This window comes from Acidothermus cellulolyticus 11B, assembly GCF_000015025.1.
Classification (GTDB): Bacteria; Actinomycetota; Actinomycetes; order Acidothermales; family Acidothermaceae; genus Acidothermus; species Acidothermus cellulolyticus.
Map to the genome: position 1 here is coordinate 1,699,623 of NC_008578.1, position 17,913 is coordinate 1,717,535.

The 17,913-nt window shown below is 68.6% G+C and carries 16 protein-coding genes; 1 reads left to right on the forward strand and 15 read right to left on the reverse strand.

What is annotated here, in order from left to right:
* Window positions 1-46 precede the first annotated feature (46 nt).
* From ACEL_RS07760 to rpsO, 5 genes are all read right to left on the reverse strand, one after another.
* Entirely contained in the window at window positions 47-1,630 is a 1,584-nt protein-coding gene (locus ACEL_RS07760; protein WP_011720340.1) for a phytoene desaturase family protein, read from the reverse strand.
* Window positions 1,630-2,388 carry a 4-hydroxy-tetrahydrodipicolinate reductase gene (gene dapB, locus ACEL_RS07765; protein ID WP_011720341.1) on the reverse strand — a complete coding sequence of 253 codons (759 nt, stop codon included), beginning with the start codon at window positions 2,386-2,388 and terminating at the stop codon, window positions 1,630-1,632. Before dapB ends, ACEL_RS07760 begins: the two co-directional genes overlap by 1 nt.
* Window positions 2,385-3,740 carry a M16 family metallopeptidase gene (locus ACEL_RS07770; RefSeq protein ID WP_011720342.1) on the reverse strand — a complete coding sequence of 452 codons (1,356 nt, stop codon included), beginning with the start codon at window positions 3,738-3,740 and terminating at the stop codon, window positions 2,385-2,387. The genes dapB and ACEL_RS07770 overlap by 4 nt, the downstream gene beginning before the upstream one ends.
* A gap of 12 nt (window positions 3,741-3,752) precedes the next feature.
* Window positions 3,753-6,101: a polyribonucleotide nucleotidyltransferase gene (locus ACEL_RS07775; protein WP_011720343.1), complete on the reverse strand. Its 2,349-nt coding sequence runs from the start codon at window positions 6,099-6,101 to the stop codon at window positions 3,753-3,755.
* 253 nt (window positions 6,102-6,354) lie between these two features.
* Complete coding sequence (gene rpsO / locus ACEL_RS07780) at window positions 6,355-6,624, reverse strand: 30S ribosomal protein S15 (protein ID WP_011720344.1); 270 nt, start codon at window positions 6,622-6,624, stop codon at window positions 6,355-6,357.
* Window positions 6,625-6,778: 154 nt separating this feature from the next.
* On the opposite strand from rpsO, the gene ACEL_RS07785 reads away from it, so the two are divergent.
* Complete coding sequence (locus ACEL_RS07785; protein WP_011720345.1) at window positions 6,779-7,360, forward strand: NAD-dependent epimerase/dehydratase family protein; 582 nt, start codon at window positions 6,779-6,781, stop codon at window positions 7,358-7,360.
* Between the two features lie 48 nt (window positions 7,361-7,408).
* Here ACEL_RS07785 and ACEL_RS07790 read toward each other — a convergent pair whose 3' ends face one another.
* The 10 genes from ACEL_RS07790 to ACEL_RS07835 form a co-directional block, all read right to left on the reverse strand.
* Window positions 7,409-8,422, reverse strand: a complete 1,014-nt coding sequence (locus ACEL_RS07790) for a bifunctional riboflavin kinase/FAD synthetase (protein WP_011720346.1) — start codon at window positions 8,420-8,422, stop codon at window positions 7,409-7,411.
* Between the two features lie 86 nt (window positions 8,423-8,508).
* On the reverse strand, window positions 8,509-9,420 hold the full coding sequence (gene truB, locus ACEL_RS07795; RefSeq protein ID WP_011720347.1) for a tRNA pseudouridine(55) synthase TruB: 912 nt from the start codon (window positions 9,418-9,420) through the stop codon (window positions 8,509-8,511).
* Window positions 9,420-9,872, reverse strand: coding sequence for a 30S ribosome-binding factor RbfA (gene rbfA, locus ACEL_RS07800; protein WP_011720348.1), 453 nt, complete (start codon window positions 9,870-9,872; stop codon window positions 9,420-9,422). The genes truB and rbfA overlap by 1 nt, the downstream gene beginning before the upstream one ends.
* Window positions 9,869-10,168 (reverse strand): DUF503 domain-containing protein, encoded by a 300-nt coding sequence (locus tag ACEL_RS07805; protein WP_011720349.1) that lies wholly within the window; start codon window positions 10,166-10,168, stop codon window positions 9,869-9,871. The genes rbfA and ACEL_RS07805 overlap by 4 nt, the downstream gene beginning before the upstream one ends.
* Window positions 10,169-10,233: 65 nt before the next feature.
* Window positions 10,234-12,873, reverse strand: coding sequence for a translation initiation factor IF-2 (infB, locus tag ACEL_RS07810; RefSeq protein ID WP_011720350.1), 2,640 nt, complete (start codon window positions 12,871-12,873; stop codon window positions 10,234-10,236).
* A 151-nt stretch (window positions 12,874-13,024) separates the two neighbouring features.
* Window positions 13,025-13,423: a YlxR family protein gene (locus ACEL_RS12940; RefSeq protein ID WP_420794978.1), complete on the reverse strand. Its 399-nt coding sequence runs from the start codon at window positions 13,421-13,423 to the stop codon at window positions 13,025-13,027.
* Between the two features lie 7 nt (window positions 13,424-13,430).
* On the reverse strand, window positions 13,431-14,477 hold the full coding sequence (nusA, locus tag ACEL_RS07820; protein WP_011720352.1) for a transcription termination factor NusA: 1,047 nt from the start codon (window positions 14,475-14,477) through the stop codon (window positions 13,431-13,433).
* Window positions 14,474-14,986: a ribosome maturation factor RimP gene (gene rimP, locus ACEL_RS07825; RefSeq protein WP_011720353.1), complete on the reverse strand. Its 513-nt coding sequence runs from the start codon at window positions 14,984-14,986 to the stop codon at window positions 14,474-14,476. The genes nusA and rimP overlap by 4 nt, the downstream gene beginning before the upstream one ends.
* Window positions 14,987-15,213: 227 nt before the next feature.
* Complete coding sequence (locus ACEL_RS07830; protein WP_011720354.1) at window positions 15,214-16,965, reverse strand: proline--tRNA ligase; 1,752 nt, start codon at window positions 16,963-16,965, stop codon at window positions 15,214-15,216.
* 91 nt (window positions 16,966-17,056) lie between these two features.
* Window positions 17,057-17,878 (reverse strand): HNH endonuclease family protein, encoded by an 822-nt coding sequence (locus ACEL_RS07835; RefSeq protein WP_011720355.1) that lies wholly within the window; start codon window positions 17,876-17,878, stop codon window positions 17,057-17,059.
* Window positions 17,879-17,913: the final 35 nt, after the last annotated feature.

The window sequence follows — 17,913 nt, forward strand, 5'->3', positions numbered from 1 at the left end:
GCGGACCGTTGTCAGCCGCCGGGGCTCCCGCCTCTCCCGCCGGGCATCAGCGCCTGGTTTCCCGCGGTCCGGTCTGCCGCGGCGCGGCCTCCCGCACGCCGAGGTCGGCGAGAATGCGCCGCGCGGCGTTGTGCCCGGCTGCGCCGATGACCGAGCCGGCGGGATGGCAGCCGGCGCCCGCGGCGTACAGCCCGGGAATACCCGTGGCGTAAGGCATGCGGTCGGTGAAGGCGAAGGAATTGTCGATGTGGTGAATGTGGCCGCCGGTCAAGCCGAAGTACCGCTCAATGTCCGGCGGCATCAGCGGCAGCATGTCGACGACGAGGTCGGAGGTTCCCGGCGCGAACCGATCGCACAGGCTGAGCAGTTCCGCGGCGTAGCGATCCCGCTCGCGGTCCCACTCCGCGGCCGCAAGCCGGTAGGGCACCCACTGGACGAACAGCGCCGATGAGTGGTGCCCGTCGGCGTCCCGCAACGAATCGTCAAGAGCCGTGTGCACGTACCATTCGATCGCCGGAAATTCCGGGAGCCTGCCGCTCCGCGCCGCCGCGTACGCGGCCCGCAACGCGGCCACGACGTCGTCCTCGGGCAGGAGGTGAATCGTCGCCGCGCCGTACCCGACGCCGTCGGGCAGACAGCGAAACCGCGGCAGACCGGCGAGCGCCAGGTTGATTTTCGCGGTCATGCCGGGAGTTTCCCAATGCTCATACCGCTCGGCGAGCGCGGCGGGAATCCGGCCGGCGCCGACCAGCCGGCGCAGTTCGAACGGATCCGTGGCGGCGACGACGATCTCTGCGCTGATCCGCTCGCCCGTCTCGGTGACCAGACCGGCGACACCCTGGGCACCGCACTCAATGCCGGTGACCCGGGTACGGCGCCGAATGACGGCCCCAGCCCGCTCGGCCGCCGCGGTCAGCGCCTCGCTGACTGTGCCCATGCCGCCGCGAACGAGCATCCAGGTTCCCTGCGAACCCGGAAGGCGGCACATGTTGTGCACGAGAAAGTTGTGACCGGATCCCGGTTCATCAAAGCAGCGGGAGAGCCCGGAAATTCCGTCGGTGACCGCGTACATTGCCAGGATCGCAGGTGTGCGGAACCCGAAACGGTCCAGATAGTCGAGAACACTGCCCCGACACAGCTCGAGGAAAGCGTTGCGCAGGCCCGGCCGGATGTAACGCTCCGCGGTCTCCGGCACGGAGAGCGGTTCGGCGAGCCATGCGGGCGCGAGATCCTCGCGGAGCGCGGCGAGTTCGGCCTGCATGGCCTCATCAGCCCGCGCGTCGTCGTCCGTGAAGAATTCTCGGTACTGCCTGACGGCCGCCGCCCGGTCGGCGCCGAGAAGGAGAAACCGGTTCCCTGTGGTGGGCAAGAAATAGTGCGGATCCCGCCGGATGAGCGGCAGCTCGATGTCGAGCAGCCGGAGCAATTCCGGCGGAACCAGGCCGAGCAGGTATGCGCCGGTGGAATGCGCCAGCTGCGGTGCGCGGGGAAACGGCCGCTCGGTCCGTGCTGCGCCGCCGGCGACGTCCGCCTGTTCGAAGACGGTGACCCGAAGGCCCGCGCGGGCAAGCAGGGTGGCGGCGACCAACCCGTTATGCCCGGCCCCAATGACCGCAACCTGACCGGACATCAGTCCAGGTCGAGCAGATTCTCCAGCCCGAGCGTCAATCCCGGGCGGCTGCCGACGGCGCGCACCGCAAGCAGCACACCCGGCATGAACGACGACCGGTCCAGCGAATCATGCCGTATTGTCAGGATTTCCCCGTCACCGCCGAAGAGCACCTCTTGGTGCGCGACCAGCCCGGAGAGCCGCACCGCGTGGACCGGCACCTCGGCGACCCGCGCGCCGCGGGCGCCGTCCAGCGCCGTGGTGGTGGCGTCCGGCATGGGACCGCGTCCCGCCGCCGCCCGCGCCGCCGCGATGCGCCGGGCCGTCAACTGAGCCGTCCCGGACGGCGCGTCCGCTTTCCGCGGATGATGCAATTCAATGATTTCCACCGAGGGAAAATACTTCGCCGCTTTCTCGGCGAAAACCATCATGAGGACGGCGCCCAGCGCAAAATTCGGCGCTAAGACGACGCCGACACCGGGTGCGTCCGCGAGCCAGCGCCGAACGACGTCCAACCGGGCGTCATCGAAACCGGTCGTGCCGACGACAACGTGGACGCCGTGCCCGATGCAGAAGCGGATGTTCTCCATGACCGCATCCGGATGGGTGAAATCCACCGCAACCCGGGCCCCGGCATCGACCAGCATCTGCGGATCGTCGCCGGCTTCCACTTCCGCAACCAGCTCCAGGTCAGGCGCAGCCCGCACCGCGGCGCAGACCGTAGCGCCCATCCGGCCGCGAGCGCCGAAAACGGCAACCGGCAACCGTGACGCCGTCATGTCACGACATCCTCGAAATTCCCGTCGTCAAACGGACCGATGAGCGCGAGCGTCGGCGGCACGGCAAGCACGCGGGCGGCGACGGCGCGGATGTCGTCATGCGTCACCGCTTCGATGCGCGCGAGCAGTTCGTCGACCGTCGGCAATTCACCGTAGACGAGTTCAGCCTTGCCGAGCCGGCTCATCCGGGACCCGGTGTCCTCCAAGCCGAGAACGAACGACCCCGCGAGCTGCCCTTTCCCGCGGGCAAGTTCGTCGTCCGTCAAACCGTCACGGACCACCGCGTGGAGTTGTTCCCGGCAGATATCCAGCACTTCCCGGGCCCGGCCGGGCTGGCACCCGGCGTACACCCCGAAAATCCCGGTCTCTGCATGGTGTGCCGCGTAGCTGTAGACCGAGTAGGCAAGTCCGCGCTTCTCCCGGACTTCCTGGAAGAGCCGGGAGCTCATGCCGCCGCCGAGCGCGCCGTTGAGGACGCCGAGCGCGACGCGCCCCTTGTCGGTCCGCGCCAACGCCGGCATGCCGAGCACGAAATGCGCTTGCTCCGTGGGGCGTGACACGACATTGACCACGCCGGCACGGGATTGCGGCGGTACCCCGCCGATGCGCGGCGGCGCAGGCGTCCGCCCGGAATTTTCCTCGAGAACCGCAGCAAAGGCGTTCCGGACCAGCGCGACGACCTCGTCGTGCACGAGGTTGCCGGCGGCGGCAACGACCATGAATTCCGGCCGGTACCAGCGACGGTAGTGGGCGTCGATCGCATCCCGCTGCACGGCGGAAATCGACTGGACAGTGCCGAGAACGGGCCGGCCCAGCGGGGTGTCACCAAAGAGCGTCTCAGCGAACATGTCGTGCACCGCGTCGCCGGGATCGTCGTCGCGCATCGCGATTTCTTCCAGAATGACGCCACGCTCGGCTTCAACATGCTCGCTCCGCAACAGCGACGACGTCACCATGTCGGCAAGAACGTCGACGGCAAGCGGCAGGTCGCGGTCCAAGACCCGGGCGTAGAAGCAGGTGTACTCCTTGGTGGTGAAGGCATTGAGCTCGCCGCCGACGGCATCAAGGGCCGCGGAGATGTCCAACGCGCTGCGCCGCTGGGTTCCCTTGAAAAGCAGGTGTTCCAAGTAATGGGAACTCCCCGCGATGTCAGGGGTTTCGTCCCGCGACCCGACACCGACCCAGATGCCGAACGCCACCGAGCGGACCGTCGGCATTGCCTCGGTGATGACCCGCAAGCCACCGGGCAGAACGGTGCGGCGGACCACGGTGTTGTCGGGACCGGACATGAGCGTCCGCGTGCTCCCCGCCGGCTGGTCGACGTCCAGACGCTGCGCGGCATCCTGCGTCACGCGGCGTCCTCCTCAGTGCCGCCGGCGGGTGCGCTGCCGCCCCTCGCCGCCATGGTCACCGCCCCGACCACGCGGCCGTCCCGGCCCCTGGTGCTCCCGCGGCTGCGGCCCTCCGGCCGAACGCGGCGCGCCGCCGGACGCGGCGCTCTCCCCTGCGCCGGCGTCCTCAGCGAGCACCGCGCCGGGAACGTCCACCGGCACCAGGGAGAGTTTGCCGCGTGCATCGATGTCCCGGATTTCGACTTGGATTTTGTCTCCGACCTTCAGAACGTCTTCGACATTCTCGACCCGCCGCCCGCCGGCCATCTTGCGCAATTCGCTGATGTGCAGCAGACCGTCCTTTCCCGGCAGCAGCGAGACGAAGACGCCGAACGGCGTCGCTTTGACCACCGTACCGAGGTAACGCTCCCCGACTTCCGGCAATTGCGGATTGGCGATGGCGCTGATCGCGGCCCGCGCGGCTTCCGCCGCCGTTCCTTCCGTCGCGCCGATGTAAATGGTGCCGTCGTCCTCGATAGTGATTTCGGCGCCGGTATCGTCCTGAATCTGGTTGATGATTTTGCCTTTCGGCCCAATGACGGCGCCGATCTGATCCACCGGAATTTTAATCGTGATAATGCGCGGCGCGTACGGCGACATCGGCGCCGGCTCGCTGATGGCCTTGGCCATCACGTCCAGAATGGTGAGCCGCGCCTCGCGGGCCTGGGGCAGCGCGGCTGCAAGCACCGAGGCGGGAATACCGTCCAGCTTGGTGTCCAACTGCAACGCGGTCACAAAGTCGCGCGTTCCGGCGACCTTGAAGTCCATGTCGCCATACGCATCCTCGGCGCCGAGAATGTCGGTCAGCGTCACGTAGTGCGTCTCACCGTCGACCGTGTCGGAAATCAGCCCCATTGCAATACCGGCGACCGGGGCGCGCAACGGCACGCCGGCGTTCAGCAGCGACAGCGTTGACGCGCACACCGACCCCATCGAGGTCGAACCGTTGGAACCGATGGCCTCCGACACCTGCCGGATCGCGTACGGAAATTCCTCGCGGGACGGCAGAACGGGAATGAGTGCTCGTTCCGCCAGCGCGCCGTGGCCGATTTCCCGTCGTTTCGGCGAACCGACCCGGCCGACCTCGCCGGTGGAATACGGCGGGAAATTGTAGTGGTGCATGTACCGCTTCTTGGTGCGCGGGGAAACGGTGTCCAACTGCTGCTCCATGCGGAGCATGTTGAGCGTCGTCACCCCGAGGATTTGCGTTTCGCCCCGTTCGAAAAGGGCCGACCCGTGGACCCGCGGCACGATCCCGACTTCCGCCGTCAGCGGGCGGATGTCCGTGAGCCCGCGCCCGTCGATGCGCACCTTCTCCCGGATAATGCGTTCGCGGACGAGCTTCTTCGTCAGGGCGCGCAGCGCGGCCAGGATTTCCTTCTCCCGGCCGGCGAACCGCTCGCCAAGCCGGCCGAGCGCCGTGTTCGCCACCTCGTCGAGCGCCGCTTCCCGTTCCTGCTTACCCGCAATGGTGAGCGCTCGCGCCACATCGTCTCGGACGGTTGCTGCAACGGCGTCGTAAACGTCGTCCTCGTAATCGCGGAAGAGCGGAAATTCGGTGACCGGCTTGGCGGCGCGCGCGGCAAGCTCCGACTGCGCGGCGCAGAGGGTGCGGATGAAGGGTTTTGCCGCCTCCAAACCTCCGGCGACCACTTCTTCGGTCGGTGCCGGGGCGCCCTCGCGGATCAACGGAATGGTCTCCTCGGTCGCCTCCGCCTCCACCATCATGATCGCGACGTCGCCGTCGGGGAGCACCCGGCCGGCTACGACCATGTCGAACGTCGCCCGCTCCAGCTCCGAGTAGGTGGGAAAGGCGACCCAGGTGCCGTCGATGTGCGCCATCCGCACCCCACCGATCGGCCCGGAGAACGGCAGGCCCGCCAGCAGCGTCGACATGGACGCCGCGTTGATCGCGACGACGTCGTACAGATGCTCTGGGTCCACCGCGAGCACGGTGACGACGACCTGCACTTCGTTGCGCAATCCTTTGACGAAGCTCGGTCGCAGCGGCCGGTCGATCAGCCGGCAGGTGAGGATCGCCTCCTCGCTCGGCCGCCCCTCGCGGCGGAAGAACGAGCCGGGAATCCGGCCCGCCGCATAGAGCCGCTCCTCAACATCGACCGTGAGCGGGAAGAAGTCGAACTGCTCTCGAGGTTCCTTGCTTGCCGTGGTTGCCGAGAGCACCATCGTGTCGCCGAGATAGGCGACGGCGGAACCGCCGGCTTGCCGGGCGAGCCGCCCGGTCTCAAACCGCACGGTGCGGACGCCGAATGAGCCGTTGTCGATGACGGCCTCGGCAGTGTGGACGTCGTGGTCGGCCACGAACTCCTCCTTGGGGATTGGGGAGCCCGCCGCGCCGGAGGTGGTGGCCGGTCTTCGATGGAAGCCTCCGCAGCTTGCGCTCCCGGAGACCACGACCGAGGACCGGCGGCCAGAGGTCGGCTGGGCTCCAGCTGGTCTTTCCTTGTGTGATTGTGCGCCACGGACGCCGGCCGCGCGCCGCCGTCATGACGGTGCCGGCAGCCGAGACCGTGGCTCGATCATGCAAAGAGCGGCGTGCCCGCCGCTCTTTGCGCTATCGGCGCAGGCCGAGTCGCTCGATGAGCGACCGGTATCGTGCGATGTCCTTCTTGGCCAGGTACCGCAGCAACCGCCGACGGCGACCGACGAGAAGGAGGAGGCCGCGCCGGCTGTGATGATCATGACGGTGCACCTTGAGGTGCTCAGTAAGATCGGTGATCCGGCGGGTGAGCAGCGCGACCTGTACCTCCGGAGACCCGGTGTCACCCTCGGTTGTCGCGTACTCGGCCAGAATCGAGCGCTTGGTGGCAGTGTCGAGCGCCACGGGACTCCTCTGACGAGATCGCTAGTTACCTGACGGCTGAAGTGCCGTCTGCCAACGTATCACCCGAACCGCGAACGTGTCCCCTCGGCGTCACGTCCGAGACGGCCGCGCGAGGGGTGCCGCCGGGGCCGCTGCCCGGCGTAAGGTGCCAACCATGCGGGTGTTTGTCGCCGGGGCGACCGGTGTGATCGGCATCCGGCTGGTCCCCCTGCTAGTGCGTGAAGGTCACGACGTGACCGCGCTCACCCGCGATCCCGCCAAGATTCCGAGACTGACCGAGCTCGGCGCAACCGCCGTCGTCTGCGACGTGTACGACCGGGACCGGCTGATCGAGGTGGTTCGGGCCGCCCGCCCCGAGGTTGTGGTTCACCAGCTCACCGACCTCCCGGACGATCCGGCCCTGCTGCCCGAACGAGCCGCCGCTAACAATCGGATGCGTCGCGAAGGGACGGCGAATCTCCTCGCCGCAGCCCGTGCCGGCGCCGCCCGGCGAGTGCTCGCGCAGAGCGTCGCGTGGGAACTCCCGGGTGACGGGGGCGCGGCGGTGCGGGAGATGGAGACGGCGGTGATCGACGCCGGTGGGGTGATCATCCGCTACGGCCGGTTCTACGGACCGGGCACGTATTACGAGGACGCCCTCCCGGACCCTCCGCGGATTCACCTTGACGAGGCCGCCCGCCGCACCGTCCCCCTGCTGGACGCCGCGACCGGCGTTGTCGTCGTCGCGGAGCCGTAACCACCAGCGGAAACAACCGGCCCACCGGCCGGCCCGCCGCCGTCGTCGTCACGCCGTGACCGTCCGGAGAATGTCCCGGCATCGCGCGACATCGTCGTCCATTTGCCGGCGCAGCTCGTCAACCTGGGCGAACCGCACCATCCCGCGGATCCGGCGTGCGAAATCCACCGTCACGGATTTGCCGTAATAGTCGAGATCGTCGCGGTCCAGGACGTATGCCTCGACCCGGCGGACCGTGCCGCCGAACGTCGGGTTCGTGCCGACCGAAATCGCCGCCGGCATGCCGTCAAGCCATCCGGCGTAGACACCATCTGCGGGAAGCGCAAGGTCGCCGGCGACGGCGAGGTTTGCCGTGGGATAGCCGAGCGAGCGTCCGCGACGATCACCATGCTGGACCTCCCCTTCCAGCCGATGCGGCCGCCCCAGGGCGACGGCGGCCCGCGCCACCCATCCGGCGGCGATCTGCTGGCGAATCCAGCTCGACGAGACTGTCACCAGTTCGGCCGGCCGGGGGTCGTCCTGGGCTGCCGCGTGAGCATCGTCGGTGGGCTCGGCTGGGACGGCGAGGGTCAGGAGGTCCACGGCTTCGACCGCGTAACCGAACTGCCCGGCATGGTGCGTCAGCGTCGTCACATCACCGGAAGCCCGGTGCCCGAACCGGAAATTCGCCCCGACCACGACGGCGGAAGCGTCCAGGCCGTCGGCAAGGACGGTTTTCACGAACTGGTCGGGGGTGAGAGCGGCGAATTCTGTCGTGAATTCCACGAGGTACACCCCGTCGACCTGCGCCTGTTCCAGAAGGGCAAGTCTCCGGGCGGTGGTTGCGAGCAACGGCGGTGCGGCCTGCGGACGGAGAACCCGCTCCGGAATCGGATCAAAGGTCACCGCGAGGAGTGCGCGCCCGGTCTCGTCGGCGTGTCGCCGGGCCGCAGCGAGGATCTTCTGGTGGCCGCGATGGACGCCGTCAAAGACGCCGATGCTCACCACAGGCCGCGGAAACGCGGCCCGGAGCCCGGCAAGCTCGGTCGCCGGCGATAGCCCCGTGCCGCGCCAGATGCGCACGATCTCACCTCCCAGCCTCGCGCGACCATCTTGGCATGGCCCGGAAGGTCTGCCGTACGCCGCCGCCCGCGCAGCCGCTGTTTCCGTCAGCCGGGTGGCTCGAAAACGGCCACCGGGACGACCAGGCCGTCACGTTCCGTGACCAGCGCGACCAGCGCGCCCTCCGGATCGAGGACGGCAACCGGCTGCGGGCCGCCGCTCGTGAGCTCGACCGCGGGATCCCCGAGTGCCGCGGCGGGAATCCGCCGCCCGTGCCGCAGCGCGTCGGCTGCCGGTCCGGCCACCTCACGGACGACGAACACCCGGCGGGCCGCGTCCGCGAGGCTGACCATGGACGGCGGGCCGGCCGGGGCGTCGAGCGTCCGGGCTTCGTCGATGGTGAACGCGCCGACCCGGGTGCGCCGCAGCGCTGCGAGGTGGCCGCCGACGCCGAGGAGCTCGCCGAGATCCCGGGCGAGCGAGCGGATGTACGTTCCGGCCGAGCAGGCGATTGTGACATCCAGGTCGAGAAAACCGTCGGTTCGTTGCGAGCCGCGCAGCTCGATCCGATCGACCCGGACCCGCCGGGCCGGCAGGACGACGTCCTCACCGGCCCTGGCCCGCGCGTACGCCCGGCGGCCGGCCACCTTAACGGCGCTGAACGCCGGCGGCCGCTGGTCGAACTCGCCGACGAAACGGGTGAGCGCCTCGCGGACCGCCGTCTCCGAGAGCCGCTCGACGCCGGCACGACGCACCGGCTCGCCGTCCGCGTCATCCGTCGAGGTCGTCATCCCCAAACGGATGATTGCGGCGTACTCCTTGTCACATCCGGACAGGTACCCGAGCAGCCGAGTCGCCTTGCCGACGCCCACGATCAGCACACCGGTCGCCATCGGATCCAGGGTTCCGGCGTGCCCGACGCGCCGTTGCCCGGTGAGCCGCCGGACCCGGGCGACGACGTCGTGCGAAGTGATCCCGGCCGGTTTGTCGACGACAAGCAGCCCGTCAGTTGCCGGCATCAGGTGGCAGGCTCGTCGTCGTCGGCGGCGGCCGCCCCGTCGAATCGGTACGGGTCGGGTTCACCGGCCGGCTGAGCGGATTTCGCACGCTCAGCGACTTCGCGGTCCGCCGCCCGGGCCCGGGCCAACAGCTCCTCGATCTGCCGAGCCTGCCGCGGGACCGTGTCCGGCACGAAGGTTAACGTCGGCGTGAACCGCACCTGCGTCTGCCGGCCCACCTCGGCCCGCAAGACGCCCTTGGCGCTCTCCAGTGCCGCCGCGGTCTCCGCAAGCGCGGTGTCGTCACCGAGCACGGTGTAAAAGACCGTCGCTTCCCGGAGGTCCGGCGTGACGCGGGCGTCCGTGATGGTGACGAAGCCGAGCCGGGGATCCTTGACCCGGCGTTCCAGTGTCTCGGCCACGACCACCTTGATCCGGTCAGCGAGTTTGCGGGCCCGTGCACGATCGTTCATTCGTCGTCCTCTTCCCCGACAAGGCGCTGATGCGCCGAGAGCAGTTCGACGTCCGGCCGATCGGCCACCCACCGTTCGCAGGCCTCGAGGACATGCCGGCAGTGCGCGGCATCCGCCGCGATGACCGCGACGCCGATGAGTGACCGACGGTGCAGATCGAGGTGACCGACCTCGGCGACGGCGACCTCGAAACGGCGGCGCACCTCGGCGAGGATCGGCCGGACCACTCCCCGCTTCTCCTTGAGCGAATGGACATCGCCCAGCCGCAGATCGAGGGTGAGAATCCCGGTGAACACGAAGGCTCCTCGCTAGCGCACCAACTGCCGCCCGGACCACCGCGGCGTCCAGCGGGAACGCAGGCTCAGCTCCGCGGCTTCTCCCGCATCTCGTACGTCTCGATCACATCGCCGACCCGGATGTCGTTGAACGAGCCCAGACCGACACCGCATTCGAACCCTTCCCGCACTTCGGTGACGTCGTCCTTGAACCGCCGCAACGAGGCGATCGACACGTCGTTGGCGACGACGACGCCGTCGCGCACCACGCGGGCCTTGGCGCCGCGGGTAATCGTCCCGGAGCGGACCAGGCATCCAGCAATGTTGCCGAATTTGCTCGACCGGAAGACTTCGCGAACCTCGGCGGTGCCGAGCTGCACCTCCTCGTACACCGGCTTGAGCAGGCCCTTGAGCGCGGCCTCCACGTCCTCGATCGCCTGGTAGATGACCGAGTAGTACCGGACGTCGACGCCCTCCCGCTCGGCGAGTTCGCGGGCTTTTCCTTCCGGGCGCACATTGAAGCCAATGATGATCGCGTCTGATGCGACGGCGAGCATGACGTTGTTCTCGGTGATCGCGCCGACGCCGCGGTCGATCACCCGAATCCGCGCCTCGTCACCAACGTCGATTTTGAGGAGCGCATCCTCCAACGCTTCCACGGAACCGGAGACGTCACCTTTGAGAATGAGCCGCAACTCGGCGACTTCCCCTTTCTCCATCCGCTCGAGGATGTCCTCGAGGGTGCGCCGACGGCGGCTGGCGGCAAGCTGGGCGTTGCGTTCCCGAGCGGCCCGTCGTTCCGCGATCTGCCGGGCGACACGATCTTCCGGTACGACGAGGAAGGTGTCACCGGCGTCGGGCACGCTGGTGAACCCGAGGACCTGCACAGGACGGGACGGTCCGGCCTCCTCGACCGGCTGGCCGAATTCGTCGAGCATGGCCCGGACCCGGCCGAACGCTTCACCGGCGACGATCGAATCGCCGACCCGCAGCGTGCCGCGCTGCACCAACACCGTGGCGACCGGACCGCGACCGCGGTCGAGGTGGGCTTCAATGGCGACCCCCTGGGCGGGCTGGTTCGGATTCGCCCGCAGGTCGAGGGCGGCGTCCGCGGTGAGGAGGATGGCTTCGAGCAGGTCGTCAATGCCCTGCCCGGTCAACGCGGACACGTCCACGAACATCGTGTCGCCGCCGTACTCCTCCGCCACCAGGCCGTACTCGGTGAGCTGGCCGCGGACTTTAACCGGGTCGGCACCCGGCTTGTCGATTTTGTTGACCGCAACGACGATGGGCACGTCGGCTGCCTTGGCGTGGTTCAGTGCTTCGACGGTCTGCGGCATGACGCCGTCATCCGCGGCGACGACCAGAACGGCAATGTCGGTCACCTGGGCACCCCGGGCACGCATCGCGGTGAATGCTTCGTGTCCCGGCGTGTCGATGAAGGTGATTTGCCGTGGGCCGTCGGCGGTCTGCGCGGTCACCTGGTATGCGCCGATGTGCTGAGTGATACCGCCGTGTTCGCGGGCCGCCACGTTGGTGTTGCGAATCGCGTCAAGCAGTTTCGTCTTCCCGTGGTCGACGTGACCCATGACCGTGACCACCGGGGGTCTCGGCACAAGCGCGGCCTCATCGCCCTGGTCGGTGCCGAGTTCGATGTCGAAACTCTCCAGAAGCTCGCGGTCTTCATCCTCCGGGCTGACGATCTGTACCTCGTATCCGAGCTCCGCGCCCAGCAACTGAAGGGTTTCCTCGTTGACGGACTGGGTTGCGGTGACCATCTCGCCAAGGTGGAACGCCACTTGCACGAGCGACGCGGGATTCGCGCCGATTTTGTCGGCAAAATCGGCAAGCGAGGCGCCGCGGGGCAGGCGGACGACCTGGCCGTTGCCCCGTGGAATTTGGATACCGCCGATGACCGGCGCCTGCAGGTTGTCGAATTCTTGACGCCGCTGCTTCTTGGACTTGTGGGGCCGGCTCGGTTTCGCTCCCGGGCCGCGGCCGAATGCACCGCCCGGGGCACCGCGACCCCGGCCGCCGACACCCGGCCGGCCGGCGCTTGGCGGCGCCGGCGCCCGGCCCAGACCACCGGGAAGCCGGATGGGTGCGCCTCGACCGGGAGCGGCACGGCCAGCCGCCGGTCGAGGAGGCATGGCACCCGGAGTCGGCCGTCCGGGAGCGCCCGGCCGCAGCGGCGGGCGGGGAATGCCCGGCGTGCCCGGCGTCCCGGTAGGCCGTTGGACCGGGCGAGGCGGCATCGGCCGGGGCATCGGGCTGGTGAACGGGTTGTTGCCCATGCGCGGCGGCCCGGACGGCGGTTTCGGCACCGCGGGCGCGGGGCGCGGCGGCTGCGGCAGTTTCACGGGACGCGGCGGCGTCGCGATCTTCTCCCCGCCGGCGTCGCTCGGCGCGCTCGTCGTCGCACCGGCGGGAGCAGCGGACGGCGGCGTGGTCACGGCCGGCGGTGCGGCGGCGTCCGCGGCGGGTTCGGTGGTTTTACCCGTGCTCTTGGCGGCCGATGGCTTGGCCGTCGGCTGCGCCGCGCTTCCGTTCCCAGCCGCCGGCTCCGGCGGCGGCGGAAACGCCTCGCGAAGCTTGCGCACGACGGGGGCTTCAATGGTCGACGATGCCGACCGGACGAACTCCCCAAGCTCGTGCAGCTTGGCGAGGAGCGTCTTGCTCTCAACGTTGAGCTCTTTCGCGAGCTCGTACACCCGAACCTTGGCCACGGAACTCCTGTCTCGGCCCGGGTGTTTCGGCTACCCCCGGGCCCTACCTATCGCTGGCTGTTCATCGCCTGGTACTCATTGAGCACTCATGGGCTTGCCGACCTGCTTCCTGGACGCGAGGCCTCGGGCACGTGACCCGCACTCCGCGGCCTCACTGGCAACCTGTCGTCGGACCGGACGGATCCGGCCCGTACTCCTCTCCCTCGAGGTAACGACGTACACCGCTGGTCTCGACCGGACCGGACACCCGAAGGGCCCGCGGCAAAGACCGGCGACGAAGCGCCTGCTCGAGGCAGGCCGGATCGGGGTGCAGGTATGCACCTCGGCCCGGCATGCGCCCGCGGGGATCCGGCACGACCCGGGCGGAACGCCCGTCGTCGTCCGCTCGCACCACGAGGCGGAGCAGGTCGGTTTTGGCGGCGCGCTGCCGACATCCGATGCAGGTGCGAATCGGAACACACCCGGAATGGACAGCTTCGACGCCACCGACCACGCTCGAGTCTACCGTCCCAACGTGCCGAGGTAGCCGATGGGCACGATCACGCCCCACCCCCGGTTCACGACGCGGCGGACGCAGCTCCCCCGACCCCGGACGACGACGCCGGGTGTTGTCCGTCGGCGTCCCCCGGCGAGAGTGCGGCTTCGGTGTCAGGGCGGATGTCGATGCGCCAGCCGGTGAGCCGGGCGGCGAGCCGCGCGTTCTGTCCTTCGCGACCGATGGCAAGGGACAGTTGGTAATCGGGGACGATCACCCGCGCGGACTTCGTCACCGGGTCCACGATCTCCACCGACGTCACCCGCGCCGGGGAGAGCGCGTTGGCGACGAACGTCGCCGGGTCGTCGGAGTAATCAATGATGTCAATCTTCTCGCCGTGCAGTTCGGCCATGACGGCGCGAACCCGTTGTCCCAGCGGACCAATGCAGGCGCCCTTGGCGTTGAGACCGGGAACCTTCGACCGGACGGCGATTTTCGTGCGGTGGCCCGCCTCACGCGCCAGCGCAACGATTTCCACGGAACCGTCGGCGATTTCCGGTACTTCGAGGGCGAAAAGCTTGCGCACGAGCCCGGGGTGGGTGCGGGACAGGGTGATCTGAGGGCCCCGGATTCCCTTGTGCACCGACAAGACATAGCAACGAATCCGCTCGCCGTGCACATAGCGCTCCCCGGGGACCTGCTCGGTCACCGGCAAAACGCCCTCGACTTTGCCGAGATTCACGTACACGTTGCGGGAATCGTGCTGCTGCTGAATGATGCCGCCGACGACGTCGCCTTCCCGCCCGGCGTATTCGCCGAAGGTCAGCTCGTGTTCGGCGTCCCGAAGCCGCTGCAGAATGACCTGCTTGGCGGTCATGGCCGCGATGCGGTTGAAATCCTGCGGGGTGTGGTCGAATTCGCGGATGACGTTCCCCTCGGCGTCGGTCTCCGCGGCGAGCACCGTCACTTCCCCGGTCTTGCGGTCGAGAACCACCCGTGCGCGCGGGTAAGCGCCTTCGGTCCGCTGGTAGGCGGTGAGCAGCGCCGTCTCAATCGCCTGGACGAGCAGGTCGAAGGAGATGTCCTTCTCCCGTTCCAGGCTGCGCAGCGCCGCCATGTCGATGTTCACGGATGCTCCTCGAACTCCACCTCGATCTGTCCCGGGCGCACCTCGGCGATGGCGACCGTCCGCTCCTCATACTGCCGGACGCATGCGCCGTCGTCGGTGTACTGCCACTCGATGCCGAGCCGCACCTGGTCGCCGGTCACGTCTTGTACGCGCGCGACGACCGGGCCGAGATCCGGCAGCTGCACCCGGACGAGCCGGCCGATCGCGCGCCGCCAGTGCCGCGGCTCGACGAGCGGACGGTCAATGCCCGGCGAGCTCACCTCCAGGGTGTAGCTGCGCGGCCCGATGATGGCGTCGGCTTCGGCGTCGTTGTCGAGAAAATGCGAGATCGCTTGGCTGGCCGCGGCAATCTCGTCGAGCTGCACACCGCCGTCCTTGTCGACGACGATCCGGAGATGAGCCGACGTGCGGTGATCGAGCAGTGTGACGCCCTCCAGGTCGAGACCCTGGCCGGCGACGACCGGGGCTAGCAACTCGGCCAGTCGTTGAGCACCCGTGCTGGTCGGCATTCCGATCCCGATCTCCTTCTGTCGGCGCGCAGACGACCCGTGGACCGGCCCGACACTCGTCCGGGACGTCTGATCGCGAGGTCTGGGGCAAGCGTAGCCGGATCGGCCGGGTCCTGGGTACCGTATCCACACCACGTGACGGGCGCACCGGCAGCACCCGGAAGCACGAGCCGGCGTGTCCCGCCCGTATCAGGGGTGATGCGAACCGGCCACGCGCAGCGCGCGGCTCACGCACCGGCCGCCAGAGTGCGCAGCTCGGCGACCGCGTCGGTGAGTGCCAGTTCACGGCGCTCGCCGCTCCCGCGGTCGCGCACCTCCACGACCCCGCGCGCCGCCCCGCGCCCGACAACGGCGATGCTCGGAATCCCGATGAGCTCGGCGTCAGCGAACTTCACACCCGCCGACGCGTCGACGCGGTCGTCCAGCAGCACGTCCAGGCCGGCGGTGTCCAGCGCAGCCGCGAATTCCTCGGCGAGCTTCTCCTGCTCGCCCTTCCCGGCGATGACGACATGGACGTCGGCGGGGCTCACCGACCGCGGCCAGATGAGACCGGCGTCGTCGTGGCACTGCTCAGCGATCGCCGCGACCGCCCGGGACACTCCGATGCCGTAGGAGCCCATGGTGATGCGGATGGGCCTGCCGTCCGGACCGAGGGCATCGAGCTCGAAGGCATCGGTGTATTTCCGGCCGAGCTGAAAAATGTGGCCGATTTCGATTCCCTGCGCCAGGGCGAGCCGGCCGCCGCACCGGCCGCATGGATCGCCGTCGCGGATCGTCGCCGCTCCGATCTCGCCGTCCGGCTCGAAATCCCGGCCCCGGACGACGTTGGCCATGTGCTTGTCCGGCTCGTTCGCCCCGGTGACCCAGGCGCTGCCGGGGACGACCAGCGGGTCGACCAGATACCGGACCCCGATCCGCCGCAGAATCTGCGGGCCGATGTAGCCGCGGACCAATTCGGGACGTCGCGCGAGATCCTCCGCCGTGGCCGGCTCGACTTGGATCGGGTCGAGTTGCCCGGCCAGGCGCTTAAGATCGACGTCGCGGTCGCCGGGGACGCCGACGACGAGCAGTTCCCAGTCGTCCGCACCCGGCGCCTTCGTCTTGAGGACGACATTTTTCAACGTGTCAGCGGCGGTGAAACGGCGTCCGAGGTCAAGGCTGTTCAGCCGGTCGACGAGCGCGTCAATGGTCGGGGTGTCCGGCGTGTCGAGCACCTGGGGCGGCGGCTGGCCGGTGGGGTCGAGCCGGTCGGGGACGCCGATCTCGACTGCTTCGGTGTTCGCCGCATAGTCACAGTTCCGGCAGTACACGAAGGCGTCTTCGCCAACCTCGGTCACCGCGAGAAATTCCTCCGAGGCGGAACCCCCCATCGCACCGGAGACCGCTGAAACGATCCGGTAGCGCAGACCGAGCCGGTCGAAAATGCGCCGGTACGCCTCGCGGTGGGCGGTGTACGAAGCGGCGAGCCCCGCGTCGTCGAGGTCGAAGGAGTAGCTGTCCTTCATGACGAATTCACGGCCGCGGAGGATACCGGCGCGTGGTCTCGCCTCGTCGCGGTACTTGGTCTGGATTTGAAAGAGAATAACGGGATAGTCCTTGTACGACGAGTACTCGCCCTTGACCAGCAGCGTGAAGAGCTCCTCATGGGTCGGCCCGAGGAGATAATCCGCGCCTTTGCGGTCCTTGAGACGGAAGAGCGTGTCGCCGTACTCATTCCACCGACCGCTGGCCTCGTAAATTTCCCGGGGGATGAGCGCGGGGAAATGCACCTCCTGCCCGCCGATATGCAGCATTTCCTGCCGCACGATTTCCTCAATCTTGCGGAGAACGGCGTAACCGAGCGGCAGCCAGGAGTAGATGCCCGGCGCGACCCGCCGGATGTACCCGGCGCGCACGAGAAGCCGATGGCTCGGCACTTCCGCGTCGGCTGGATCCTCACGCAGCGTGCGCACGAACAGCTTCGACATCCGCTGAATCACCGGCACTCCTCGCAGACCAGACGATCGGCATGCTTGCGGTCAACGGCAGTGAGCATATCGTCGGCCCGGGTTTCCAGCCGCCGGGGTCCGGTCAGATGCCCGGCGGGCAACTCGCCAGCACCCGCGCCATCGCGTCGTGCTCGGCCTGAGTCACCCAGAGGCCATATTTGGCTTTGACCCGAATTTGCCGTGCGACGTAGGCACAGCGAAACGCCTTGTTCGGCGGGAGCCAGGATGCGGCGTCCGCATCGCCTTTCTGCTCGTTGGTCGGTCCGTCGACGGCGACAAGCTCGAGGGGATCGTTGGCGAAGAGTTCGCGTTTGGCCGCCGACCACTGTTGCGCACCGGTCTGCCACGCATCGCCGAGCGCGACGATGTGGTCGATTTGAACGGCGAGGGACGTCGTCTCGCCGCGGACGAAATGAATCGTCTTTCCGGTGTACGGGTCGTGGAGCACTCCGCTCGCGATCCGGCAGTGCGAGCCCGGCACGTAGGTGATATCGATGAGATCGCGGCGCAAAATGTCGTCCCTCGTGTCGCAGCCGTTGTGGTCGACGTCCGCCCATGCGGGGCCGAATTTCTCCCGGCTGTAACCGGTCATCGGCGCGCGGCCCTTTATCGGCAGGGTGGCGAGCAGGGCCGCCGCGCTGCCCGGCGGAACGCTGGACGGCAACGCGGTGGGAGCGGAGCTCGACTCCGTCGCGGCCGGCGACGGCGACGGCGATGGAGTGGCCGACGCCGACCAACCTGCCGCGGATGAAGCCGAGGAGCCTGGTGGGAACGCCGATGACGACGACGGCACCGCACTGGGCGACGGCGCACTCCGTGGCACCACTGACGAGGTACAGCCGCCGACGATGGCGGCCGCGACCAGCACCACGGCCGCACGCAGCACACGTGTCACCCGAGCCATTGACAAGCCTCCGTCACCGCCGTACCGCCTCCCCG

What these genes read in the sequence shown, in the direction of transcription:
- ACEL_RS07760 (WP_011720340.1), bottom strand. Translation starts at nt 1,630, where the DNA reads ATGTCCGGTCAGGTTGCGGTCATTGGGGCCGGGCATAACGGGTTGGTC.
- dapB (WP_011720341.1), bottom strand. Translation starts at nt 2,388, where the DNA reads ATGACGGCGTCACGGTTGCCGGTTGCCGTTTTCGGCGCTCGCGGCCGG.
- ACEL_RS07785 (WP_011720345.1), top strand. Translation starts at nt 6,779, where the DNA reads ATGCGGGTGTTTGTCGCCGGGGCGACCGGTGTGATCGGCATCCGGCTG.
- truB (WP_011720347.1), bottom strand. Translation starts at nt 9,420, where the DNA reads ATGCCGGCAACTGACGGGCTGCTTGTCGTCGACAAACCGGCCGGGATC.
- rbfA (WP_011720348.1), bottom strand. Translation starts at nt 9,872, where the DNA reads ATGAACGATCGTGCACGGGCCCGCAAACTCGCTGACCGGATCAAGGTG.
- rimP (WP_011720353.1), bottom strand. Translation starts at nt 14,986, where the DNA reads ATGCCGACCAGCACGGGTGCTCAACGACTGGCCGAGTTGCTAGCCCCG.
- ACEL_RS07835 (WP_011720355.1), bottom strand. Translation starts at nt 17,878, where the DNA reads ATGGCTCGGGTGACACGTGTGCTGCGTGCGGCCGTGGTGCTGGTCGCG.